The sequence below is a fragment of the Clostridium carnis genome (genome assembly GCF_054657435.1).
The window spans coordinates 1,049,361-1,073,113 of record NZ_BAAHYS010000001.1 but is presented as its reverse complement, the minus strand read 5'-3'; the positions used below and the strand labels follow the sequence as shown (position 1 = coordinate 1,073,113).

Below are 23,753 nucleotides of genomic sequence, written 5' to 3'. Positions count from 1 at the left end.
TAAAGGAGAACATATTTATGCAAGTATTAAGTTTGTGTATTTATATTGCTATAATACCAATAGTATTATGGCTTTGTAAAATTATTGGTATGGAAGAGAAATTTAGGGAACCAAAAGAATATTTAAGTAGTGAGTATAAAGAGTAGTGTTAAATTTTAATAATAAAAAAGCTAGGCATTATGCCTAGCTTTTTGGTCGGGGTGACAGGGATTGAACCTGCGACCTCATGGTCCCAAACCACGCGCGCTCCCATCTGCGCCACACCCCGAAGTACATTAATATTATATTAGGGAATTGTAGTTATGTCAATATATAAATAGAATAAAATATTGAATAAATTTGAAAAGTGCTCTAATATATAATAAGATAAAGAATGTATAAGGAGGAATATATATGAGAGCAAGTACTATTGTTATGATTGTGGCTAGTATAGGCTTTATACTAATGGGATTGGCAATTTTAAAGAGTAAGAAAATAAAGAAAACTTTAGAAAATAGTAGTGCATATAGTGATTTAGAGAAATTTATAGCTTTTAATGGAAACTTTAATGTTGTAGTTGGATTAATTGGACTTGTACTTGGAATTTTAGATTTCTTTTTAGAAGATAAATCTAAATATATAGTTATAATATTTATTATTATTATGGTTGCATCATCTATAATACAAAATAAAAAAGGTAAAAGTTATAGGAATTTTTAGTAAAAGTACCTTTAAAAAGGTACTTTTTATAATTTTAAATAAATTTATTACAAAATAGTGACAAGAATAATAAATTAAGATCATATACTAGTAAAAGATAGGTATATAGTCAATTTGAGCAAGATTGGTTATATATATTTTATTATGTATAGAATACATTTACATGTCCTATTTAGCCCATTTAAAAAAAATTACCATTGTCCAAGCTTTCCATAAGTGTTATAATGGAAACATATCATGTAGGAGAGGGGGATGGTCTAAGGACCGGAACATATGAAAAAGAAGATTTTATCATTAGTTATTACTGGTGCGTTAGTATTAACTTCGGTTACACCTGTTTTTGCAACGCCTAACAACCAACAAGTAATAGAAAACCAAAAAAAGTATGAAGAACTTAACAGTAAGATAGATGACATCCAAGGAAAAATATATAATTTAAATATGCAAATAGATCCACTTGTAGAAAAGATGGAGAATAATAAAAAACAAATTCGAGACATTAAAGATGAAATAGAAAATACGAAAAAGGAAATAGAAACTTCAAAGGTAGAAATAGAAGAAAAAGAGGAAGTTTTAGGTAAGAGATTAAGAGAGTTATATAAATCAGGTGGACAAAGTAGCTATTTAATGCTTCTTTTTAGTGCTGAGAGTTTTAGTGATCTTATATCTAAAATAGATTCTACTACTAGACTTGTTAGTATTGATAAGAAAGTAGTTAAAGATCTTCTAGATCAAAAAGAAAAATTAGACAATAAAGTTACGTCATTAGAAGAGAAGAGTAATGAAATTGCAAAAATAAATGAAGAAACAAAGAAAATGTTATCTGAATTTGAAGGAAAGAAAAAAGAACAAGAAGTTCTTATAGCAGAAGTTAAAACTGAAAAAGATAAATTTGATACAGAATTTTTATCAGTAGCTGAAAGAGGATTAGTTGAACACCAATTAAGTGTTTTAAATTCATCTAGTTCAATATCTGAATTACAAAGTGCTATTACTCAATTAAGAAATATTAGAGATAATCAACTTAAGAGCCCAATAGTAGTTGAAGAAGTTAATAATAGTATTGAATCAGCTAAGGTAAAATTAGAGAATCTACAAGCTCAAGAAGAAGCAGCAAATAGACCACCTAATAGAGGTCAAGGTTCAGCGACAGGTAATGCAATCGTTGATTATGCATATAGCTTGTTAGGAAAGCCTTATGTATATGGAGCAACAGGTCCATCAGCATTTGACTGTTCAGGATTTACAAGCTATGTATATAGCAATGCAGCTGGTGTAGATATTACTAGAACGACATATTCACAAATTGGTCAAGGTGTACCAGTAGCTTACGGAGATTTACAACCGGGAGATTTAGTATTTACTTATGGTGTTGATCATGTTGGTATATATGTTGGTGGTGGAAGTTATATACACGCACCACAACCAGGAGAATCAGTTAAGGTTTCACCAATAACTGGATTCCATGCAGCTAGAAGAATACTTTAATAAAAAAGTTAAATATAGTATTTAGAACTCCGATCTTTAGTGGTCGGAGTTTATTTTATATATAAGTAATGATATAATTAGAAAAAAAGTAACAAAAGGATGATAATATGAGTAAAACAGTAAATTTATTAGAAGATGAATCCATTGATGATTTACAGCTAAAAGGCTTACATCTAATCCAAAAAACAAAAGGATTTAGATTTGGGGTAGATGCAGTACTATTATCAGATTTTGCAAATATTAAAAAGAAATATAGAGTTATTGATATATGTAGTGGAACCGGAATTATACCATTTTTAATTTATGGAAAATATGAACCTAAAGAAGTTTTAGGGTTAGAAATTCAAGATGATATGGTTGAAATGGCAAATAGAAGTGTAGAATATAATGAACTAAAGGGAAAAGTATCATTTTGCACTGGTGATTTAAAGGATCATAAACTACTAGATAAACTAGGTAAATTTGATGTTCTAACAGTAAATCCACCATATAAGCTTAATAATGCAGGGATAGTAAATGAGAGTGATAAGCTAGCTATTGCAAGACATGAGATTAAATGTAACCTAGAAGATGTTATAAAGGCTTCTAGAAGGCTACTTAAGGATAATGGGAGAATGTTTATTGTACATAGACCTGAAAGGTTAATTGATATATTTGAGTTAATGAGGAAGTATAAGATAGAGCCTAAAAGAGTTAAGATGATTCAACCAAAAGCAAATAAAGCTCCTAATATAGTGTTAGTAGAAGGGCAAAGAGATGGTGGGGCTTATTTAAAGTGGGAGGCACCTTTATTTGTATATAATAATGATGGGAGTTATACCAAAGAACTTAATGAGATTTATGGAAGAGAGGTAGAATAAGTGGTAAAAGGGAAATTATATTTAGTACCAACACCTATAGGTAACTTAAAAGATATTACCTTAAGAGCATTAGAAGTTTTAGAAAATGCAGATATAATAGCGGCAGAAGATACAAGGCAAAGTTTGAAGCTGTTAAATCATTTCAATATAAAGAAGAGTTTGTTTAGTTATCATCAACATAATGAACAAGGAAAAAGTGAAGATATAATTAGTAAATTAGAAGAAGGATTAAATATAGCATTAGTTACAGATGCAGGAACTCCGGGAATATCAGATCCAGGAAGTGTAATTGTCACTAAGTGTATAGAAAGAGGAATAGATTTTGAAGTATTACCAGGAGCTACAGCTATAACCACAGCTTTAGTTTACTCAGGGATAGATACTACAAAATTTGTATTTAGAGGTTTTTTACCAAGGGAAAATAAAGAGAGAAAGCCTGTTATTGATGAACTGGAAGGTGTTAAAGATACATTAATATTTTATGAAGCTCCTCATAGGTTGTTAGATACATTAACTTATTTAAGAGATAATTTAGGTGATAGAAAAATAGCTATATGCAGAGAGTTAACTAAATTACATGAGCAAATTTTTAGAGGAACTATAAATGATGGAATTAATCATTTTGTAGAAAATAGACCGAGAGGGGAATTTGTACTTGTTATAGAGGGGAAATCAGAGGCTGAAATTAAAGCTGAAAAGGAAGCCTTATGGAGCGATTTAACAATTGAAGAGCATATAATAAAAGTTATAGAATCAGGTATAGATAAAAAAGAGGCAATTAAAATAGTAGCTAAAGAGAGAGGAATACCTAAAAAAGAAGTTTATAAATATTCAACAAATTTATAGAAAAATACCCCATTAGTTTAAAACTAATGGGGTATTTTAATGAGTATGTTAAAATATATATTCTTACTGAAAAAATTATTTTTTTAATTCAGCTAAACAATTCTTACAAATATTTTTACCTTTGTAATTTACAACATCTCTAGCATCTCCACAGAAGATACAAGCTGGTTCATATTTCTTTAATATGATTTGTTCACCATCTACATAGATTTCTAAAGCATCTTTTTCAGCTATATCTAATGTTCTTCTTAATTCTATAGGAATAACGATTCTTCCTAATTCGTCTACTCTTCTTACTACACCAGTTGATTTCATTATATTTCCTCCTTAAAACAAGTTTCGACATCTTGCAACTTAATATTACTAAATATGTAATTAAAAGTCAACAAAAAAGAAAAATGTTTTCAAAATTTACAAATTTTTTTATGTAATAAAATTTATATTACAAATATACTACCATAAATTAGAAAAGTCAATACTATTTTTGTAAATTTAAGTTAATATAGAGAAAAAAGTAGAATGGCTTGTCTACTAGCTTTAAGGACAACCATGTTGAGATGACATAACATAATATTAAAAAAACGTTAATAAAATAAGAAAAAAATGTAAAAAAATAGATTCCTAAAAGTGGATTTTTTATTATTAGGAGTAATAATAAGATTTAAAAAGATTTGGATAATAATGGAATGATTAAAAAAATATCCTTTAGAAAGGAATAAAGTGGAATGAAATAGGCAAAAATAACTTGTAATAAGTTTATAGGTACTATATAATAATATTATAACAATATTAGCGTAGGGGTGGATAATAATGGTTAAAAGAATTGATACTAATTATATAACAGATGTGGCTGAAGAGATGTCAAACAATAGTATGATTTCCTATGATGATCTACCTAAGTATGATCTTTTTTTATCACAAGTTATAGATTTTTTAAACGATAAGTTTACTGAAGATAAATATACAAATAACATAGTACAAAACTATATAAAGAGTGAAGTTATAACTAAACCTGAGGACGGAAAAAAAAGAGGGTATACTAAAATTCATCTTGTTCAACTAGTTCTTTTAAGTTACATGAGACCAGTTTTAACTACAGAAGAGATTAAAAAGGTTTTCAGTCTAGCTTTTAATGAAATTAATGATAGATCAGATGATATTATATCATGGGAAAATGCATATAAAATATTTTCAGAAACTCAAAGTGAGAGTTTTAAGGATTTCCTAACAACTTCTGCAGTTGATGAAGAAAAGTTAAATGAAATTATGACACAATTTGATTTAAATGAAAAAGACGAAAATAGTGTAAGAACATTCGTTATTGTAATGTCTTTAATTGCTCAAGCAAGTGCTATAAAAAAATTAGTTCAAAAGATAGTAACAGAATATCATTCAGAATAATTTAAATAGATTATTTTAACAAGTAAATATTGATAATTAATTATGTAAAATCAACAAATTTATATAATAAATGCATATATAAATATTGGGGTGATTTTATGGAGGAGTTAATGCAATTAGTTGCAAATCTAGGGTTTCCAATTGCTATATCATTATATTTACTTATAAGAATAGAAGGGAAGCTAGAGAGTTTAACTATAAGTATAAATAATCTTTCACAAACTATTAATTCAATAAAAAAATAGAAAGCTATAAAACTTAGTTAAAAGAAACTGAGGTGAAATTATTAAATTTCACCTCAGTTTCTTTTTTACTTATGGCTTTTAAAATTTTATATGGATATAATAAAAATAGAAAACTAAGGGATAGGAAATAGTTATGAGTGAAAAAGCAATTGTAAAAGAATCCGTTAGAGGCTTAATTGAATACATATTAAGACATGGAAGTTTAGATGATAGATATATGGGAAGAACTAGAGCCTTAGAAGGCACTATGGCTCATCAAAAGCTTCAAGCAGATAATGAAAAGATTTATGAAAATTATCAGAAGGAAGTTAGACTTGAGCAAAACTTTGATTTAGATTTTGCAATATTAAATATAGAAGGACGAGCAGATGGAATAATTATAGAAAGTAAAGAAGTTTACATAGAAGAAATAAAGTCAACTATGAAACCATTAGTACTTATAGATGAAGATTATAATGAGTTACACTGGGCACAAGCAAAGTTTTATGCATATATATATTCTTTACAAAATAATATACCTAAAATATATATAAGATTGAGTTATTTTAATATTGAAACTGAAGAAGTTAAAAGCTTCAACAATAAATTTGATTTTAATGAACTTGAAAAATTTGTTTTTTATGTAATTAATGAATATAAGAAATGGATTTTATTAAACAAGTCATTAATAGAAAAAAGAAATAAGTCTATTAAGAATCTAGAATTTCCATTTAATAGCTATAGAAAAGGGCAAAGGGAATTAGCTGTTGCTTGTTATAATACAATAAGAGAAAAGGGTATTCTATTTGCACAAGCACCTACAGGAATAGGGAAGACAATTTCTACATTATTTCCAGCTATAAAAGCCTTAGGAGAAGGAAAAGGAAATAGAATAGTTTATTTAACAGCTAAAACAATAACAAGGACAGTTGCTGAGGAGGCTTTATTAAGATTAAAAGAAAAAGGGTTAGTATGTAGAAGTATTACATTAACATCTAAAGAGAAAATATGTTTTCAAGATAAAACTAAGTGTAATCCTGAAGATTGCACTTATGCAATAGATTATTTTACAAAGGTAAATGATATTATATTTAAAATGATTTCAGAAGAAAATAATTTTACTAGAAAGATAATTGAAAGTTATGCTAAGAAAAATAAAATATGTCCATTTGAGTTATCATTAGACTTAAGTCTATGGTGTGATGTTATTATTTGCGATTACAATTATGCTTTCGATCCAAGAGTTAAACTTAAAAGGTTTTTTGAGGATAATGTGGATGAAAATATAATTCTTGTGGATGAAGGTCATAATCTTGTGGATAGATCTAGAAATATGTTTAGTGCAGAACTGTATAAAAGTAAAGTTTTAAATGTAAGTAAACTTATAAAGGGAAAAGTACCTGGGTTGTATAAAGCATTAAATTCTGTTAATAAGGAGCTTATTGAAATACGAAGAGAGGTTCAAGAAGCAGAAAAAAATAGCATTTATAAAAATGATGAGTATAAGGATTTATATAAACTTTTAAGAGTAGTCTTAAAAGAAGGAGATGAATATTTAGTTAAGGGTGCTAATACATTAGGATATGAAGAAGTATTAGATTTATATTTTGATATAAGAAGCTTTATTTCAATTTCAGAGTTATATTCTAAAGAATACGTTACATTAGTTGAAAGTGATAAAAGTGAGGTAAAAATAAAGCTATTTTGTGTTAATCCATCTAAAAATTTATCAGAGATAATTCAAAAAAGTTATTCTACTATAATATTTTCTGCTACGCTCACACCTCTTAATTACTATATAGATTTACTTGGAGGAAATGAGAAAAGCTATCGAATGAGGTTACCATCACCTTTTAATAAAGATAATTTTAAAGTTTATGGGAACCCTCTTAATATGAGATTTAGCCAAAGAGAAAATAATATAGATAATCTTTGCAACATTATTAAAAAATTTATTGATGAAAAGATTGGAAATTACATGGTATTCTTACCATCATATATATATTTAAATAAAATATATACTAGATTTACAGAATTATATGGTTATGATAAAACAATATGTCAAGGTGAAGTTTTAACAGAAGAAGAAAGAGAAAACTTTATTAATAGTTTTAGAGAGGGTAATAATATATTAGGCTTTTGTGTTATTGGAGGAATATTCTCAGAAGGAATAGATTTACCAGGTGAAAGATTAATAGGTAGCATAATAGTTGGTGTTGGGTTTCCTAAAATATCAACAGAGGGAGATATAATAAAAGATTACTATGAAGAAAAGGGATTTGATTATGCATATATTTATCCAGGTATAAACAAGGTAATGCAAGCAGCAGGGAGAGTTATAAGAACTGAAGAAGATAAGGGAAGATTACTATTAATAGATGATAGATATTTTACATTAAAATATAAAAGTTTATTACCTCAAGAGTGGGATATTAAAAAATAAAGATTATTAAATTTATAGTAGGACTTAGTAAAAAAACTAAGTTCTTTTTTTTATAAATTAATAATATTAAAGAATAAAAAGGGAACAATGTATAGGTGAAATAAATTTTTATAAAATCTAAAAATACACATTTAATATTTTGTATGTTTTTTAGACAAATACATAAGATTGTATAATTACAATTATATTACTTTAAACTATAATGATTAATAAGAAATCTAACAAAAATTAAACAGAAAGTTGAGGGATGTTATATGAGTAAAAAATCAAATAAAAATAACATAAATGCATTACTTGCAATAGGTGCAATAGCAGGGGCAGCTACTATAGCTACTATAAGTGCAAAAAAAGTTAAGGAACAATGCAAAAAACAATGTGGAGAGCTTTCATATCCTGATAATGGGGATAAACAAGTTTATTTTGTTGGTGGTGGATTAGCATCTTTAGCAGGAGCAGCTTATCTTATAAGAGACTGTAAGTTTAAAGGTGAAAATATTCATATTATAGAAGGGATGAATATCCTTGGTGGCAGCAATGATGGTGCTGGTGATGTAACAAATGGATTTGTATGCCGTGGTGGTAGAATGCTAAATGAAGAAACTTATGAAAACTTCTGGGAGTTATTTTCAACCATTCCGTCTTTAGACTTACCAGGTAAAAGTGTATCAGAAGAAATCCTTAATTTTGACCATTTACATCCAACCCATGCACAAGCACGTTTAGTAGATAAATATGGTGTAATTCAAGATGTAACTAGTATGGGATTTAATAATGCAGACCGTATGGCTCTTGGAAAATTAATGGTTACACCAGAAGAAAATTTAGATGATATGACTATTCAAGAATGGTTTAGCCATACACCACATTTCTTTGAAACTAACTTCTGGTATATGTGGCAAACAACATTTGCATTCCAAAAATGGTCTAGTCTTTTTGAATTTAAGCGTTATATGGAACGTATGATTTTTGAATTTTCTCGTATTGAAACTTTAGAAGGTGTTACACGTACTCCTTATAACCAATACGAGTCAGTTATTCTTCCATTAAAGGCTTACTTAGATGATTTTGGTGTTGATTTTAGTATTAATGCAACTGTAACTGATTTAGATTTTAAGCCAGGTGAGGGAATTACAGTAACTGCAATACATTTAGAAGATACTGAAGGTGAAAAAGTTATAAATTTAAATGATGGAGATATATGTATTATGACAAATGGTTGCATGACTGATAGTGCAACTTTAGGTGATTTTAATACACCAGCAGAATATAATCCAAGCAAACCAATTTCAGGAGAACTTTGGGCAAAGATAGCTAATAAAAAACCAGGCCTTGGTAATCCAGAACCATTCTTTGGACATCCAGAAGAAACAAATTGGGAAAGTTTCACTGTAACTTGTAAGGGAAATAAACTTTTAAAATTAATTGAAAAAATATCTACTAATATTCCAGGTAGTGGAGCATTAATGACATTTAAAGATTCTAACTGGTTAATGAGTATAGTTGTAGCAGCTCAACCACACTTTAAAAACCAACCACTTGATACAACTATTTTCTGGGGATATGGCTTATATACAGATAGAGTTGGTGACTATATAAAGAAGCCAATGAGAGATTGTACTGGTGAAGAAATGTTAATAGAGCTTTTACACCATTTACATCTAGAAGATGAAATGGATGAAATAATGGAAACTGTAGTAAATGTTATTCCATGTATGATGCCATATATAGATTCACAATTCCAACCACGTAAGATGAGTGATCGTCCACAAGTTGTACCACAAGGATCAACAAACTTTGCTATGATTAGCCAATTCGTTGAAATTCCAGAAGACATGGTATTTACAGAAGAATATTCTGTACGTGCAGCAAGAATAGCAGTTTATACTCTTTTAGGAGTAAAAGACAAAAAGATTTGTCCTGTAACTCCTTATAAAAAGAATCCTAAAGTTTTAAAAGATGCACTAAAGACATCTTATAGATAAAATTTCTAGATATTAATATTTTTCCCCTTAAGTCATATTGACTTAAGGGGCTTTTATTTTATAAAGAATATATCTTTTATTATTCTTATAGATAGAGTAAGACTATTACCTTAAAAATTTTTATCAATTTTTTTTATAGTGTAAGGCATAAAATTATTTAATTTAGGAATAATAAAACGTATTACTAAAGGAAGGGGTGTATTTATGCCTTACATTAATTTTAAAGAAGAAAGAGTAGTTGCAAAAGATCAATTAAATAAGAGGATTAAAAATAATAAAAAGCTTTATGATTCAATTAAGAAAAGTAAAAAAATATCTAAAGCCTATAGTCCAGATAGCGAATATAGTTACAAAAATTTAGATAATAAAATATTTGGAGATAAAGAATTAAAGGCAGAAGAGGATTTTAAGGAAGTTTCTAATAAGGATATAATTTGCACAACATTTAAAGAATGTAAATTTCATAATATAAAGTTTAAAGATTGCAGATTTATTGGATGCTATTTTATAAATTGTGACTTTAATGGTGGAGGTGCAACTTTTGATAATTGTACATTTATTAAAGCGGATAGTGAAAAGCTTCCATCATTAAATAGAAAGGATAACTTATCATGTCAGTTTGAAAATTGCAATCTATATATAAATTTTATTAATTCCACTTTAAGTTATAGTATTTTTAAAGAATGTAATATTAAAAATAGTAACTTTGAAATAAACGATATGACAAGTGTAATAATAATAGATTCTAAAATAAATATGGTAATACTTTCTGACGTTGATTTAAGTGGTGCTAAAATAGTAAATACATACATAGAAGATTTAGAGTTTAGAGATAAATATAAAACTAAAATGGATGAAAAAACATTTATAGATACTATAAAGGTGGAAACAAAAACAAAAGAAGAGTATGAAGGGCTTTATATGGTTTATGAAACTATAGCAAATAAATTTAAGGAAAATAACCTAAGTAATAATTTTGGAGAATATTATTATTTAGCTCAAACTATGAAAAATAAAGTTTTAAAGCCAATACCTAAAGTATTTTCTTTTTTAAATTGGGGTATTTGTGGATATGGAGAAAGACCAGCATATGCAATATATTCATCAATAGTAATTATAGTTATTTTTTCAATTTTATATTTATTTATGGGAATGGATATTGATGGGGAATTAATTAACTTAGGAATTTTAATTAATAATTTTGAATTCTTTAAATTTATGAGTTATTGTAACGAAGCATTAAACTTAAGTGTTGGTATGTTTGCAGGAGTTGGATTCAATAAAGCAATGCCTATACCACTTACTTACATGGTTTCAAATATAGAAATGCTCGTAGGAATTGTTATGATGGGCATTGGAATTGGAAGTTTAACTAAGAAATTAATAAGATAAAGTATAATTAATAATTAGATAAAAAATAAATCTTAATGAAATCTTAAAACTTAAAAGTTTTTTAATATATATAATTAAAGTAATAATATGGTATTATTAGCATATATATCAGTTTTTAAGGGGGAGAGAAATTGATTAAAAGCTACTCGATATTAGATAAGTATGAAAAGGAAGCTGTAATAGAATTTTTAAGTAAAGAAGATTCCATTAAAAAAAGCATAGAAAATATAGATGAAGAGTTTAATGAGGAGATATATGACTATGGTGTAGGAGCATTATTTTATTTTAATAAAAATAAAGTAATTGGAAAAGCATATGTAGTTTTAGAAGTAGCAAGAGTTTTACATACAGGGTTTATACACTCAGTAGATATTTTAGAGGAAGCGGAAAATAAGGGAGAAATATTAAAACAATTAATTAATCAAGGAGTCCTGCTTGCTAAAAAATATGATGCAAGGGAAATTAAGTTAGGAATTAGAAATGAAAATATAGTAAAAATTGCAGAAACAATAGGATTATATAAAAATTATTCAGCTTTTATAATGACACTTGAAGATAGAAAAATAAGAGAAGAGCCTTTAAAGTTAATTAAACTTACTAATAAAAATAAAGAGGATTATATAAAAATTTATAATTTATCTTTTGGAGATATGCCACATGGAACATTTGTAGAGTTAAGTGATATTAACAAATTTTTAATTGAGAATAAAAAAGAAGAAGAACGCTTTATTGTAACTGATAAAAATGGGGAACATATTGGCTTTATAGAATGTTCTATTGAAAATTGTGAAGGCTTTTTTGATATTGGATTAAGAAGAGAATATAGGGGACAAGGGTTAGGAAAAAGGTTATTAGAAACAGCAATAAATTATATGAATAATAAAGATGTAAATAAAATATCATTAACAGTAATAGAGAAAAATACAAGAGCCTTTGAAATGTATAAGAAAAGAGGGTTTAAGATAGAGTCTCTATTAAGTTATTGGTATGAAATAATAAAAGGAGATGAAGAAAATGAAATTTAGTAATTATGAATATAAAAGACCAAATTATAATGAATATAAGGAATGTTTTACAAAGTTAGTAAGTGAATTTAATAGTGTAAACTCATTAGAAGAATGTGATGATAAATTAAATAAAATAAATTCTTTAAGAAATAATATATCAACTATGCATGAACTTGTTTTAATAAGACACACAATAGATACAAGGGATGAGTTTTATAGTAAGGAAAACGAATATTGGGATGAGAATTCACCTTTATATGAAGAATTAGATGATATATTTTATAAAGCTCTTATGGAATCAAAGTTTAAGAAAGAGCTACAAGAAAAATATGGCGATCAACTATTTAAGCTTATAGAATTAAAGCTTAAGGCATTTTCACCAGAGATTATTGAAGATTTACAACTTGAAAATAAAATAGCTTCAGAATATGTAAAATTAATAGCTTCAGCAAAAATTCCTTTTGATGGGAAGGATAGAAATCTATCAGAACTTTTAAAATATAGGGAATCAGAAGATAGAGAAGTAAGAAAAGGGGCTTGGAACGCTACTTATAAATTCTTTGAAGATAATGTAACTGAATTTGATGAAATTTATGATAAATTAGTAAAAATAAGAACAAAAATAGCCCAAAAGCTAGGCTTTAATAACTTTGTAGAACTAGGTTATATAAGGATGTCTAGAACTGATTACAATGCTAAAATGGTTAAAAAGTTTAGAAAACAAGTTGAAGAATATATAGTACCACTTGCAAGCAAACTTTATAAAAAGCAACAAGAAAGATTAGGATTAGATACGTTAAGATATTATGATTTAGATATTGAATTTACTGATGGAAATGCGATACCTAAAGGTGATAGTAGATGGATATTAGAAAATGGTAAGAAAATGTATGAAGAGTTATCAGAAGAAACAAAGGAATTTATAAACTTTATGGTTGATAAAGAACTTTTAGATTTAGAAACAAAGGAAGGAAAAGCATCAGGGGGGTATTGTACTTATATAAGTGAATATAAGTCACCTTTTATATTCTCAAATTTTAATGGAACTTCAGGAGACATAGATGTATTAACACATGAAGCAGGTCATGCCTTCCAAGTATATTCATCTAGATGGATAACAATGCCTGAAATAATTTGGCCAACATATGAAAGTGCAGAAATTCATTCTATGAGCATGGAATTTTTAACTTGGCCATGGATGGAAAGCTTCTTTAAAGAAGATACAAATAAATATAAATTTATTCATCTTGGATCAGCTGTTAAGTTTATACCATATGGAGTTACAGTAGATGAATTCCAGCACTTTGTATATGAAAATCCAGATATAAGCCCAGAAGAAAGAAGAAAAGCTTGGAGAGAGATAGAAAAGAAATATTTACCACATATAAATTATGAGGGTAATGAATTCTTAGAAAATGGAGGTTTTTGGTTTAAGCAAGGCCATATATTTGAAAGCCCATTCTATTATATAGACTATACTTTAGCACAAATATGTGCATTACAATTTTGGAAAATGGCAAATGAAGATAGGGAAAAGGCTTGGAGAAGTTATTTAAAGTTATGTAAAGAGGGTGGAACAAAATCCTTCTTAGGATTAGTTAAGGTAGCAGAGTTAAAATCACCTTTTGAAGAGGGATGTGTAAACTCTATAATTGATGAAATAGAAAAGTATTTAAATAATATGTATTAAAAATTATTTTTAATAAAGGTTATATAAAATTAATAAAAGGTTATGTAATGAAGCAATTTAAAGCATCATATACATAACCTTTTTAATATTATTTTTCAATAAATACTGTGTAATTTGAAGTGAAGGTTTCTCCAAGATTTAAAGTTTGAATTCCAGCCTTATCCTTTAATTCACCTTCAAAATCAGAAAAGTCTGAGTGACCATACCATGGCTCTATACATACAAATGGAGCACCAGTTAGTTTTGACCATACTGCTATATAAGGGAATCCAGTAAAGTCCATTGATAAAACCGTATTATGCTTCTTTGATTTTAAACTTATTATATTTGATTTAAGGTTTTCAAAAACTAATGCATCATTATCAAATACACCCTTTGTTAATGGAATTATATTTGTATTATTAAAATATTCCTTAGGATTATGATTAAAGTATCCAGTAGAAGCATCTAAATCCATTAAAGGGGCAATTTCTTTTTTATTAAATTCAAAATAGTAATCATCCATTGTTTCATTAGATTTTAATGGACACATAAATGCTGGATGAGCACCAATTGAGAAGTATATAGTTTTATCATCCATATTATTTACTGTATAAGTAGTTGTGACACCGTTTTCTACAAGAGTATAAGTTATTTTTAATGAAAACTTATAAGGATAAACTTTTAATGTGTCTTCAGACCAATTAAGTTCAAAAGTTATACTATCGTCAGTTTTATTTACCATAGTAAACTCTCTTGTTCTAGCTAGTCCATGTTGTGGAAGTTCATAAGTAGTTCCTAAGACTCTATATTGGCTATTTTTTACTCTACCTACTATTGGAAATAGTATAGGAGCATGATATTTCCAGTATTTTTCATCACCATTCCATAAAAATTCTGTTTTGTCATCTTTAGTTATTAAGCTGTGTAGTTCACCACCAAAGGTACTAGTTGTAATTTTAATATTATTATTTTCTAATGTATATATCATTAATTAACATCCTTTCATATATTATAAAATAGTATAAATAAATTATACTATAAGCTTTTTTTTAAATAAATAGTAGAATAAACTATATATTTAGAATTAATAACATTTATTAATTGGGAAAATATCCTAAAAATAATAATATAAGCATTATAATATATTATATTTGATATATAATAGTAAAGAATAGAAAAAATGAAATAAGATGTGGTGATTTAATGAATAAAGACGATTTAGGCAAAAAGAGATCGCCTATAGATTTTATAGTATATTTTATTGTGAAAATAAATCAAGATGATATTTTTGCATTAGGAGCACAATTAGCGTATTATTTAATACTAGCATTTTTCCCTTTTTTAATTTTCTTAATGACATTAATTGGGTTTAGTAATTTAAATTCAGGAGAAATACTAGAAGGTCTTAGAGCGATTTTACCATCTAATGTTTTTGTACTTATATCAACAACAGTAGTTGAAGTAGTTGATAGTCAATATGCAGGTTTATTAGGAGCATCTATAGCTGTTGCTATATGGTCCGCATCAGCTGGATTTAGAGCAGTAATTAAGGGGGTAAATAAAGCTTATAACATAGACGAAGATAGGGGCTTTATAAAAAGAGCATTTATAGCAGTATTCTTCACATTTGCATTAGCCTTAATTATAATCTTAACTTTAGCTATGCTAGTATTTGGAGATTTAATAGGAAATTATATTGCAAAGATAGTTCCATTTGAAGACTTAGTATATACAATTTGGAACTTAACAAGATACTTAATAGTTGTATTTATGATGATATGGGTATTTGCAGCTATATATAGATATACTCCAGCTAGAAAAATTAAATGGCGAGAGGTATTTCCGGGTGCTATTATAAGTACTATAGGATGGATAGTAGTATCTTTAGGTTTTTCGTATTATATAAATAATATAGCAAATTATTCAAGATTATATGGAAGCCTGGGAGCTGTATTTATATTAATGACTTGGTTATATATAAGCTCTATGATACTTATACTAGGAGCAGAAATAAATTCGGTGTTAGCAATGACAAAAAAAGTATAAAAAATAGTGTTATTAATCTTTTAAGAGTAATAACACTATTTTTATTCTTACTTACTATAGCCTGTTGGGTTAGATTTATGCCAGTTCCAAGCAGTCTCAATTATTGTTTCAAGTGAATTATATTTAGGTTTCCAATTTAATTCCTTAGAAGCCTTTTCGGAAGAGGCAATAAGAACAGCCGGATCACCAGCCCTTCTTGGTGCAACTTCAGCAGGAATTTTGTGACCAGTTACTTTTCTTGCAATTTCCACAACTTCTTTAACTGAAAAACCAGCACCATTACCTAAGTTGTATATTGCACTTTCCCCACCATTTATTAATCTTTCAACTGCTAGAGAATGAGCAGAAGCTAAATCAGAAACATGAATGTAATCTCTAACACAAGTGCCATCAGGAGTTGCATAATTATCTCCATACATCATTATTTTATCTCTATTTCCAAGAGCAACACTTAATATTATTGGAATAAGATGAGTTTCAGGTGAATGATCTTCTCCTATCTTTCCACTTATATGAGCTCCAGCAGCATTAAAATATCTTAATGCTGTATATTTTATTCCATAAGCATGATCTGCCCATCTTAGAATTTTTTCTACTAATAACTTAGATTCACCATAGGCATTTGTAGGAATTGTTTTACTACTTTCTAAAATTGGAACTTCATCAGGCTCTCCATAAGTAGCAGCAGTAGAAGAAAATACTATGTATTTAACATTATAATCTCTCATAGCTTCTAATAGTGTTATTGTTCCACCAACATTGTTATTAAAATATTTTAACGGTTCTATCATACTTTCACCAACTAACGAATCAGCAGCAAAATCTATAACAGCATCTATTTTATTTTCAGTAAATACCTTATCTAATATAGATCTATCTCTTAAGTCACCTTTATAGAACTTACCTCCTAATAATGCATCTTTATGCCCTTTAGCAAGGTTATCTAAAACAACAACATCTTTACCATTTTCTAAAAGCTCAGCTACCATATGACTTCCTATATAGCCAGCACCACCACAAATTAATATTGCCATATATATTATACCTCCAAAATTAAATTCTAGATTAATTATAATATACTTTAATATTTTTGAATAGAAAAACCATAAATGGATAGAATCAAAGAAGAAATATTCAGGAGGTGTAAAATATGAATAAAATTGTATTATTAGGAAAATTAATAAAGGACCCTGAACTTAAATTTTTAGAAGGCTCAGAAAAAGTATTCACAAGATTCATAATAGCTGTGGATAGAAGTTTTAAATCACAGGATGGAACAAGAAAAGCAGATTTAATTCCAGTAACAATATGGGGTAGAAAAGCTGAAGTTGTATGCCAATATATGAAAAAAGGAAGTTATATAAGTCTAAGTGGAAGGTTAAGAACTGGTAGCTATGAAGATCGAGAAGGAAATAAAAAATACATAGCTGAAGTAGTTGCAGAAGACTTTAAGTTTGTAGGGGATAGAAAGTGGGATAAACAAGAAAATATAATAGAAGAAATTTAATTAAGAAAATAAGCTATTTGCAGTGCAAATAGCTTATTTTTAATATATTAAATAGTTCCTTTTGATAGTACTACGGCCTTACTTTCACCCTTTTGTATTCCCATAATGATTTTAACTGATGAAGAAATATCTCCAATTAATATTCCACCAACAAGTTTATTATCCTTGAAGAATAACTTTGAGTATTTATTATGAATAGTATCAACATATCCTACCTTTTCAAGATTTTCATCATCAAAGTTAATTAATCCAGCTGAGAATATTTCTGTATTCATTGCAGTAAATACTGTTGATGAAACAAATTTTTCAAATTTAACATTATCTCCAGTTGCATTAGCACCAGCTACTTTACCCATTTCTATAGCAGCAGGCCAGTTGCCATAATAGCAGCCGTCAACTTCAGCTACATCACCACAGGCAAATATATCAGGAATATTTGTTTCCATATGATCATTTACAATAATTCCTCTATTGCAAGCAATTCCTATAGGTTGAGCCAAGTAAATATTTGATCTAACTCCTACAGAGAATATAACAATATCAGCATCTATAGTATCTCCATTTTTTAATGTGATAGAATTAACTTTATTTTCATTAGCTGTTATATGATCTACAGCTGATCCTAACAATACATTAACTGGCGTATTATTAACAAGAGATTCAAATAACTTAGAACCATCTGTGTCTAATTGACGAGGTAACATTCTATCTGCTAATTCAATAACAGTTACATTAACATCTCTCTTTTGAATTTCCCATGCAGCCTCTAAACCAAGAAGACCACCACCGATTATAACAACATTTTTAGCAGAAGGTAATTCTTCTTTTAAGATTTCAACATCCTCTAATTTCTTTATTGTATGAATTCCCTTTACAGAGTTATAGTTCCAAGAATTTATTTCAAGTTCATCTCCATCAATCTTAACATTTGTTGGAGGTATAAAGTTATAGCTACCGTTTGCTAATATTAATTTATCATATCGAATACCATGTTTGTTATCAAGGAAGATAGTTTTACTATCTTTATCAATTTTATTTACATTAACACCTAGCATTTCTACTATGTTATTTTCTTTATACCAGTTAGATGCAGCAAGATAGAAGCTATCATCCCTATCTTCAGAAATTAAATCTGAAAGTTGAGTTCTTACATATGAATGTTCATTTTCATTAGATATAAGTTTTATAATAGCACAAGGATTTCTATATTTTATCGCTTTAGCGGCATAGAAACCAGCAGCACCATTTCCGATAATAACATAAGTTTCTTCTTTATCAATTGAATAGTTGCAAACTTCTCTTTTAACTTCTATAAATTGATCACTTCCAGCTCCACAAACAGGGCAAACTTCCGGAACAACTTCAGCTTCAAAAATTTCACCACAAATAACACATTTCCAAAGTTTTAACTCTCCATCACCAGAAATTTCTTGAATTGTTGAGTTATTATTAAATGGAACAAATTTCTTTGTACCAACTAAAGTTTCACCAAAACCTAATCCAAATTCATAAGCGTGTTTTAATTCATCATCGCTAGCTTTAAAGTTTATTTTTAAACTAGGTCCATAAACTTTCATATTTAACTCTTTAAATCGTGTTTCCATTCTTGGAATAGCTTCACCACTCCAACCATATGAGCCAAATGCAGCTGAAAGTTTTCCACCATGAACTACAGGATTAAGTTTAGAAAGTATGTCACGAATTGGCTCTAGCAACTCACCAACTATTGTAGGAGAACCGCATAATATACCATCAGATTCACCAATACTTCCAATTATTTCACTCATTTCATGATGAATAGCATTAAATAATCTTACCTCTACATTTCCAGATGCTTCGATTCCTTTAGCTATTTCTTTAGCTAGCTGTTCAGTATAGCCATAAGCTGATACATAAGGAATAGTAACTATTTTTTTACCATCCTTTAAAGGTTCAGCAGGTGTACTCCATTTTTTGTATATTTCAACTATTTCCATTGGATTATCTACTAACACAGGTCCGTGCCCTGGGCAAATCATATCTATTTTTAAATCCTTAATTTTATTAATAGCTTTTAAAACATAAGGTTTATATGGTCCAAAAATACAATCAAAGTAATATTTTAAGGCTTCCATATAGTGCTCTTGATTTTCAATTTTATTATTTAATATTGCAGGTGAAGAGTAATGTGAACCGAAAGAGTCACATGTAACTAACACTTCATCTTCAGGAATATAAGTATACATTGAGTCAGGCCAATGTAAAAATGGCGCAGAAATAAATTGTAAAGTTTTATTTCCTAAGCTAATAGTATCTCCATCTCCAACTGTAATAGATTCAAAATCTCTATTAGCAATTTTCTTCATAAATTTAATTGCTACAGCAGAACCAACTATTTTAGCATTTGGTGAAAGTTCTAACAATTTAGCTACAGATCCAGCATGATCCGGTTCAGTGTGATCTAAAACTATATAATCAATTTTTTTAGTGTCTATACCTAAATCAGTTAATCTATCTATATATTGATCAAAGAATTCAACCTTTACAGTCTCAAATACAGCTGTTTTTTCACTACCTTTAACTACATAAGAGTTATAAGTAGTTCCATAAGGCGTGTACATTATAATATCAAAGATTCTTAAATTTGGATCTAGTGCGCCTACCCAGTGTATATCATTTTTTAATTTTAAAGATTTCATTAATTTACACCTACCTCTTTCAAGTATTAGTATTGTTTAATAGCGATTATTATATAACTATTATATGTCTATTTATTAACAATATCAATGGAATTGATAAAAAAAGTTTAAAAACATTTAAGCATTTTTAGACAAAATATTTTAAAATTTATTAAATTAAATTATATAAATAAAAATAATAAAAGATAACCACCATATTAGTGCTAACTTACTCAATATATAGAATGCTCTAAATTTTTGAAAATATGTTATTCGACATAATTGAGAATATTTTTTGCAATTATATTACAGACTTTAAAATATAAAAATAATTATTAACAGAATAGAGAATTATGTAAATTTATAGAGAAATATTTTTTCATACTATCAAACAATGTTTGACAAGCTTTTATGTCTTAGTGTGATATTGTTTTATTGTAATAGCAATTTAACTAACAAATTTAATTACTGGGGGAGGAAATATGAATATTATTGAAAGTTTATACAGCATAATAAGAAAAAGTGATAAAGAGATGAGATATGCATATAGGATGACAAATCAAATCTTTAATAGTGGACAAGCGTATGGGATTGAAGTAGAAAGGCAAGATGTAGTAGACGGAAATGTAATAAAAATAGAAAGGGATGAAATTAAACTTATATCAAATAATGAGAACAAAGTTAGGGAACTTTTAGATTTACTATATAAAAATCAAGTTTCTCCGATACATCTAGTAGAAATATTGGGAGAATATGTAGATGAATATATATATGATTTTGATAGAGTAGAAGAATTATGTGTTTTAAATTAATTTAAAATCATCTAATAATTTATAGTAAAATATATTTTAGAGGTGATTTTATGATTATTGGAATAGGAACTGATATTATTGAGATAGAGAGAATTGAGAAGGCAGTTAAGAGAACGCCAAATTTTTTAGAAAAGTTATTTACTAAAAGGGAATTAGAACTTTTCAGAAGTAAGGGTATGAGAGCAGAGGTTATAGCGGGAAATTTTGCGGCGAAAGAGGCTATAAGTAAGGCTTTAGGTACAGGTGTAAGGGGATTTTCACTTAGAGATATTGAAGTATTAAGAGATGATTTAGGAAAGCCAGTGGCTTTTTTGGGGAGATTTATTAATGATATATTAGGGGATAAGAAATATAAGTTAAACATATCTATATCTCATAACAATACATCGGCTATTGCGTTTGCAGTGTTGGAGGAGTAAGTAATGTATATATTACCTGTAGATAAGTGTAAAGAGTTAGATAAATATGCTATAGAAAAAGTTGGAATACCTAGTATAGTATTAATGGAAAATGCAGCTAGTGAAGTGACGAAAAGAATTGTTAGTATGGGAAACAGTTTTCTAATCTTTTGTGGGGAAGGAAACAATGGCGGAGACGGATTGGCTATTGCAAGAAAGCTATTACTAGCAGGAAAAGAAGTTTTAGTAGTTGTGGTTAGTGAAAGAGGAAAATATACAGATGATTTCCAAACTAACTTTAAAATTTTAAAAAATATGAATTCTAAAATAAAGTATATAAAGGATATAGATAATGATAGTTTAATCAGAAATGAATTAAATCATTATGATGTAGTATTAGATTGTATATTTGGAGTAGGATTAAATAGAAACTTAAATTGTTTTTATTCTGGAATTATTAAATTTATTAATGAAATTAAAGGTATTAAAATTTCAATAGATGTACCATCAGGACTTAATGGCAATACGGGAAAATCAATGGGAGAAGTAGTGAAAGCGCATATTACATATAGCTTTGAGGTAATAAAGCTTGGTTTTTTAAAATATAGTGCTTTAGAATATTTAGGTGAACTTGAGATAATTAGTATAGGAATACCAAGCTATATTAAGGATTTACATAATACAAAGATAGTAACCTTAGATAAAGAAGAATATTCTAAGAGACTTATAAACAGATATGTATATGGGCATAAAGGTACCTATGGAAAGTCAGTAATTTTTGCAGGAAGTAAAGGTTATACTGGAGCAGCATATATTTCAGCAGAGGCTTGTGTAAAGGCTGGAGCTGGATTAACTACGGTTATAACCACTTCCTATGTGCAAGATGTCTTAAGTAATAAATTAATCGAAGCTATGACGGCGGATATTAATGAGGTTAAAGTAGTTGAGTCTATAGTGAAAAATTCAAATGTAATTGCTTTTGGACCAGGTCTTAAAGTGGGTGAAGACTGGGAAAAGAGATTAAAAAAAATTATTGAAGAGACCAAAATTGACTTTGTTATTGATGCTGGTGGCTTAAGTATGATTGCTAATGATAATGATATAGTTAAGAAATTAAGTGGAAGAGCTGTTTTAACACCTCATCCAGGAGAAATGGCAAGGTTAATAGGAAGAACTATAGAATATGTTGAAGAAAATAGAATAGATGTGGCAAAAGAGTATGCAAAAAGTAATAATATAGTTTTATTATTGAAAGGATATAACACTGTTATAACAGATGGAGAATGGGTATATATAAATAAAACAGGAAATAGTAAAATGGCTTCAGGTGGAATGGGAGACTGTTTAACAGGAATAATAACAGCATTAATTGCTCAAGGACATTCAAAAATTGATGCTGCAGTATTAGGAGCATATATTCACGGATTAGCAGGAGAACAATGTGGTAAGAATCATTATTCCATAACAGCTAATATGATTATAGAAAAAATTTCAAAGGTTATGGAAAGTATTTAGTATAACATATTAAAAAATAAGAATAAAATCCGCTAAAGCTTAATATTAGTATTAATGAACATTAAAACTTTAGGAGGATCTATGAAAAAGAAGTTATTAATAGGAACTTTACTTTTAATACCATTTATATCAATAATTTTAGTTGTAATATTTAGACTTGCAGCAGAACCATCTAATGAAGAAATAATACAGTCTTTGAAAGATATTAAGTGTTACACTACTAAGGTAGAATATATAATTAAAAATTCTAAGGGTGAAGATAGGGAGGAGACTACTCAGTATTATCTTAAGGATAAGGGTGGAAGAATTGATTTTGGTCAAGATAGAACAAAATTTTATAAAGATGGAAGTATAACCATTAAAGATAATATTTCTAATAAAGAGTATTCTATGGAAGAAGAAATGGATGTACTTCACTCAATTGCATTTATGAATAATTTATTATCAGGAACAATTGAAGAAGGAACAATAAAGGAAGGTCAAGAAGAGTGGGGGGAAACTCAATATATAGAGTTTACTACAGAGGTATTCTTAGAAAATTATCATTTAGATAAAATTAAAATATTTATTGATAAGAAAGAGAAGTCTCCAATTGGTGCAATAATTTATGATAAGGACGGTAAAGATAGAGTAAGAATTGTTTATAATGGCTTTGAGAAGCTAAAACAAATAGACGAAAATTTATTATAGTAAAGAAAAGTATAGATTTAATAATATGGTGCAGTAAATATTGCACCTGTATTACTTAAAAATAATATACGTATGAAAATATTAAAAATTATATGAAATTACAAATAGAAGAAG

The 23,753-nt window shown here is 28.0% G+C and carries 22 protein-coding genes and 1 tRNA gene; 18 read left to right on the top strand and 5 right to left on the bottom strand.

The annotated features are described in order from the left end of the window. The first annotated feature begins 17 nt into the window (after nucleotides 1-17). The gene (locus tag ACYQ1T_RS04930; protein ID WP_459832487.1) at nucleotides 18-146 is read left to right on the top strand and encodes a hypothetical protein; all 129 of its coding nucleotides are present in this window, start codon (nucleotides 18-20) and stop codon (nucleotides 144-146) included. 46 nt (nucleotides 147-192) lie between these two features. Here the strand turns inward: ACYQ1T_RS04930 and ACYQ1T_RS04925 are convergent. Next, nucleotides 193-268: transfer RNA gene (locus ACYQ1T_RS04925), tRNA-Pro, on the bottom strand. Nucleotides 269-393: 125 nt separating this feature from the next. On the opposite strand from ACYQ1T_RS04925, the gene ACYQ1T_RS04920 reads away from it, so the two are divergent. From ACYQ1T_RS04920 to rsmI, 4 genes are all read left to right on the top strand, one after another. Then, nucleotides 394-699 (top strand): hypothetical protein, encoded by a 306-nt coding sequence (locus tag ACYQ1T_RS04920; protein ID WP_459832485.1) that lies wholly within the window; start codon nucleotides 394-396, stop codon nucleotides 697-699. 273 nt (nucleotides 700-972) lie between these two features. Beyond that, nucleotides 973-2,187 carry a C40 family peptidase gene (locus ACYQ1T_RS04915; RefSeq protein ID WP_459832483.1) on the top strand — a complete coding sequence of 405 codons (1,215 nt, stop codon included), beginning with the start codon at nucleotides 973-975 and terminating at the stop codon, nucleotides 2,185-2,187. A 107-nt stretch (nucleotides 2,188-2,294) separates the two neighbouring features. Continuing rightward, nucleotides 2,295-3,047: a tRNA1(Val) (adenine(37)-N6)-methyltransferase gene (locus ACYQ1T_RS04910; protein ID WP_459832480.1), complete on the top strand. Its 753-nt coding sequence runs from the start codon at nucleotides 2,295-2,297 to the stop codon at nucleotides 3,045-3,047. Continuing rightward, the gene (gene rsmI / locus ACYQ1T_RS04905; RefSeq protein ID WP_459832478.1) at nucleotides 3,048-3,893 is read left to right on the top strand and encodes a 16S rRNA (cytidine(1402)-2'-O)-methyltransferase; all 846 of its coding nucleotides are present in this window, start codon (nucleotides 3,048-3,050) and stop codon (nucleotides 3,891-3,893) included. It abuts the gene before it with no gap. A 75-nt stretch (nucleotides 3,894-3,968) separates the two neighbouring features. On the opposite strand, the gene ACYQ1T_RS04900 is transcribed toward rsmI, so the two are convergent. Continuing rightward, nucleotides 3,969-4,208 (bottom strand): AbrB/MazE/SpoVT family DNA-binding domain-containing protein, encoded by a 240-nt coding sequence (locus tag ACYQ1T_RS04900; RefSeq protein WP_024614332.1) that lies wholly within the window; start codon nucleotides 4,206-4,208, stop codon nucleotides 3,969-3,971. Nucleotides 4,209-4,703: 495 nt separating this feature from the next. Here ACYQ1T_RS04900 and ACYQ1T_RS04895 point away from each other — a divergent pair, with 495 nt between their 5' ends. The 7 genes from ACYQ1T_RS04895 to ACYQ1T_RS04865 all read left to right on the top strand — a co-directional run bounded on the left by ACYQ1T_RS04895 (nucleotide 4,704) and on the right by ACYQ1T_RS04865 (nucleotide 14,032). Beyond that, nucleotides 4,704-5,294 (top strand): DUF1836 domain-containing protein, encoded by a 591-nt coding sequence (locus tag ACYQ1T_RS04895; protein ID WP_459832476.1) that lies wholly within the window; start codon nucleotides 4,704-4,706, stop codon nucleotides 5,292-5,294. Nucleotides 5,295-5,392: 98 nt separating this feature from the next. Further along, nucleotides 5,393-5,539 carry a YvrJ family protein gene (locus ACYQ1T_RS04890; RefSeq protein WP_459832473.1) on the top strand — a complete coding sequence of 49 codons (147 nt, stop codon included), beginning with the start codon at nucleotides 5,393-5,395 and terminating at the stop codon, nucleotides 5,537-5,539. Nucleotides 5,540-5,672: 133 nt separating this feature from the next. After that, nucleotides 5,673-7,961 (top strand): ATP-dependent DNA helicase, encoded by a 2,289-nt coding sequence (locus ACYQ1T_RS04885; RefSeq protein ID WP_459832471.1) that lies wholly within the window; start codon nucleotides 5,673-5,675, stop codon nucleotides 7,959-7,961. Between the two features lie 254 nt (nucleotides 7,962-8,215). Continuing rightward, nucleotides 8,216-9,943, top strand: a complete 1,728-nt coding sequence (locus ACYQ1T_RS04880) for an oleate hydratase (RefSeq protein WP_459832468.1) — start codon at nucleotides 8,216-8,218, stop codon at nucleotides 9,941-9,943. A gap of 204 nt (nucleotides 9,944-10,147) precedes the next feature. Next, a complete protein-coding gene (locus ACYQ1T_RS04875; RefSeq protein WP_459832466.1) occupies nucleotides 10,148-11,335 on the top strand; it encodes a pentapeptide repeat-containing protein in 1,188 nt (395 codons plus the stop codon). A gap of 131 nt (nucleotides 11,336-11,466) precedes the next feature. Continuing rightward, nucleotides 11,467-12,360: a GNAT family N-acetyltransferase gene (locus ACYQ1T_RS04870; RefSeq protein WP_459832463.1), complete on the top strand. Its 894-nt coding sequence runs from the start codon at nucleotides 11,467-11,469 to the stop codon at nucleotides 12,358-12,360. Beyond that, on the top strand, nucleotides 12,350-14,032 hold the full coding sequence (locus tag ACYQ1T_RS04865) for a M3 family oligoendopeptidase (RefSeq protein ID WP_459832460.1): 1,683 nt from the start codon (nucleotides 12,350-12,352) through the stop codon (nucleotides 14,030-14,032). The genes ACYQ1T_RS04870 and ACYQ1T_RS04865 overlap by 11 nt, the downstream gene beginning before the upstream one ends. A gap of 88 nt (nucleotides 14,033-14,120) precedes the next feature. On the opposite strand, the gene ACYQ1T_RS04860 is transcribed toward ACYQ1T_RS04865, so the two are convergent. Next, entirely contained in the window at nucleotides 14,121-15,002 is an 882-nt protein-coding gene (locus ACYQ1T_RS04860) for an aldose 1-epimerase family protein (protein ID WP_459832457.1), read from the bottom strand. A 215-nt stretch (nucleotides 15,003-15,217) separates the two neighbouring features. Between ACYQ1T_RS04860 and ACYQ1T_RS04855 the strand changes: the two genes are divergently transcribed. Then, nucleotides 15,218-16,060: a YihY/virulence factor BrkB family protein gene (locus ACYQ1T_RS04855; protein WP_459832455.1), complete on the top strand. Its 843-nt coding sequence runs from the start codon at nucleotides 15,218-15,220 to the stop codon at nucleotides 16,058-16,060. A gap of 47 nt (nucleotides 16,061-16,107) precedes the next feature. On the opposite strand, the gene galE is transcribed toward ACYQ1T_RS04855, so the two are convergent. Further along, the gene (gene galE, locus ACYQ1T_RS04850) at nucleotides 16,108-17,094 is read right to left on the bottom strand and encodes a UDP-glucose 4-epimerase GalE (protein WP_459832452.1); all 987 of its coding nucleotides are present in this window, start codon (nucleotides 17,092-17,094) and stop codon (nucleotides 16,108-16,110) included. Between the two features lie 116 nt (nucleotides 17,095-17,210). Between galE and ACYQ1T_RS04845 the strand changes: the two genes are divergently transcribed. Further along, a complete protein-coding gene (locus ACYQ1T_RS04845) occupies nucleotides 17,211-17,567 on the top strand; it encodes a single-stranded DNA-binding protein (protein ID WP_459832449.1) in 357 nt (118 codons plus the stop codon). A gap of 47 nt (nucleotides 17,568-17,614) precedes the next feature. Here the strand turns inward: ACYQ1T_RS04845 and ACYQ1T_RS04840 are convergent, their stop codons facing one another. Continuing rightward, nucleotides 17,615-20,245 (bottom strand): FAD-dependent oxidoreductase, encoded by a 2,631-nt coding sequence (locus ACYQ1T_RS04840; protein WP_459832446.1) that lies wholly within the window; start codon nucleotides 20,243-20,245, stop codon nucleotides 17,615-17,617. Between the two features lie 461 nt (nucleotides 20,246-20,706). On the opposite strand from ACYQ1T_RS04840, the gene ACYQ1T_RS04835 reads away from it, so the two are divergent. The 4 genes from ACYQ1T_RS04835 to ACYQ1T_RS04820 all read left to right on the top strand — a co-directional run bounded on the left by ACYQ1T_RS04835 (nucleotide 20,707) and on the right by ACYQ1T_RS04820 (nucleotide 23,639). Then, entirely contained in the window at nucleotides 20,707-21,036 is a 330-nt protein-coding gene (locus ACYQ1T_RS04835) for a DUF6514 family protein (RefSeq protein WP_459832443.1), read from the top strand. A gap of 50 nt (nucleotides 21,037-21,086) precedes the next feature. Beyond that, nucleotides 21,087-21,455 (top strand): holo-ACP synthase, encoded by a 369-nt coding sequence (gene acpS, locus ACYQ1T_RS04830; protein ID WP_459832441.1) that lies wholly within the window; start codon nucleotides 21,087-21,089, stop codon nucleotides 21,453-21,455. 3 nt (nucleotides 21,456-21,458) lie between these two features. Next, nucleotides 21,459-22,949 carry an NAD(P)H-hydrate dehydratase gene (locus tag ACYQ1T_RS04825; protein ID WP_459832439.1) on the top strand — a complete coding sequence of 497 codons (1,491 nt, stop codon included), beginning with the start codon at nucleotides 21,459-21,461 and terminating at the stop codon, nucleotides 22,947-22,949. 81 nt (nucleotides 22,950-23,030) lie between these two features. Then, entirely contained in the window at nucleotides 23,031-23,639 is a 609-nt protein-coding gene (locus ACYQ1T_RS04820) for a germination lipoprotein GerS-related protein (protein WP_459832437.1), read from the top strand. Nucleotides 23,640-23,753: the final 114 nt, after the last annotated feature.

What these genes read in the sequence shown, in the direction of transcription:
- galE (WP_459832452.1), bottom strand. Translation starts at nt 17,094, where the DNA reads ATGGCAATATTAATTTGTGGTGGTGCTGGCTATATAGGAAGTCATATG.
- ACYQ1T_RS04915 (WP_459832483.1), top strand. Translation starts at nt 973, where the DNA reads ATGAAAAAGAAGATTTTATCATTAGTTATTACTGGTGCGTTAGTATTA.
- ACYQ1T_RS04900 (WP_024614332.1), bottom strand. Translation starts at nt 4,208, where the DNA reads ATGAAATCAACTGGTGTAGTAAGAAGAGTAGACGAATTAGGAAGAATC.
- ACYQ1T_RS04865 (WP_459832460.1), top strand. Translation starts at nt 12,350, where the DNA reads ATGAAATTTAGTAATTATGAATATAAAAGACCAAATTATAATGAATAT.
- ACYQ1T_RS04910 (WP_459832480.1), top strand. Translation starts at nt 2,295, where the DNA reads ATGAGTAAAACAGTAAATTTATTAGAAGATGAATCCATTGATGATTTA.
- ACYQ1T_RS04930 (WP_459832487.1), top strand. Translation starts at nt 18, where the DNA reads ATGCAAGTATTAAGTTTGTGTATTTATATTGCTATAATACCAATAGTA.
- ACYQ1T_RS04895 (WP_459832476.1), top strand. Translation starts at nt 4,704, where the DNA reads ATGGTTAAAAGAATTGATACTAATTATATAACAGATGTGGCTGAAGAG.
- ACYQ1T_RS04920 (WP_459832485.1), top strand. Translation starts at nt 394, where the DNA reads ATGAGAGCAAGTACTATTGTTATGATTGTGGCTAGTATAGGCTTTATA.
- ACYQ1T_RS04885 (WP_459832471.1), top strand. Translation starts at nt 5,673, where the DNA reads ATGAGTGAAAAAGCAATTGTAAAAGAATCCGTTAGAGGCTTAATTGAA.
- ACYQ1T_RS04890 (WP_459832473.1), top strand. Translation starts at nt 5,393, where the DNA reads ATGGAGGAGTTAATGCAATTAGTTGCAAATCTAGGGTTTCCAATTGCT.
- acpS (WP_459832441.1), top strand. Translation starts at nt 21,087, where the DNA reads ATGATTATTGGAATAGGAACTGATATTATTGAGATAGAGAGAATTGAG.
- ACYQ1T_RS04835 (WP_459832443.1), top strand. Translation starts at nt 20,707, where the DNA reads ATGAATATTATTGAAAGTTTATACAGCATAATAAGAAAAAGTGATAAA.
- ACYQ1T_RS04840 (WP_459832446.1), bottom strand. Translation starts at nt 20,245, where the DNA reads ATGAAATCTTTAAAATTAAAAAATGATATACACTGGGTAGGCGCACTA.
- ACYQ1T_RS04860 (WP_459832457.1), bottom strand. Translation starts at nt 15,002, where the DNA reads ATGATATATACATTAGAAAATAATAATATTAAAATTACAACTAGTACC.
- ACYQ1T_RS04880 (WP_459832468.1), top strand. Translation starts at nt 8,216, where the DNA reads ATGAGTAAAAAATCAAATAAAAATAACATAAATGCATTACTTGCAATA.
- ACYQ1T_RS04855 (WP_459832455.1), top strand. Translation starts at nt 15,218, where the DNA reads ATGAATAAAGACGATTTAGGCAAAAAGAGATCGCCTATAGATTTTATA.
- ACYQ1T_RS04845 (WP_459832449.1), top strand. Translation starts at nt 17,211, where the DNA reads ATGAATAAAATTGTATTATTAGGAAAATTAATAAAGGACCCTGAACTT.
- ACYQ1T_RS04875 (WP_459832466.1), top strand. Translation starts at nt 10,148, where the DNA reads ATGCCTTACATTAATTTTAAAGAAGAAAGAGTAGTTGCAAAAGATCAA.
- ACYQ1T_RS04825 (WP_459832439.1), top strand. Translation starts at nt 21,459, where the DNA reads ATGTATATATTACCTGTAGATAAGTGTAAAGAGTTAGATAAATATGCT.
- ACYQ1T_RS04820 (WP_459832437.1), top strand. Translation starts at nt 23,031, where the DNA reads ATGAAAAAGAAGTTATTAATAGGAACTTTACTTTTAATACCATTTATA.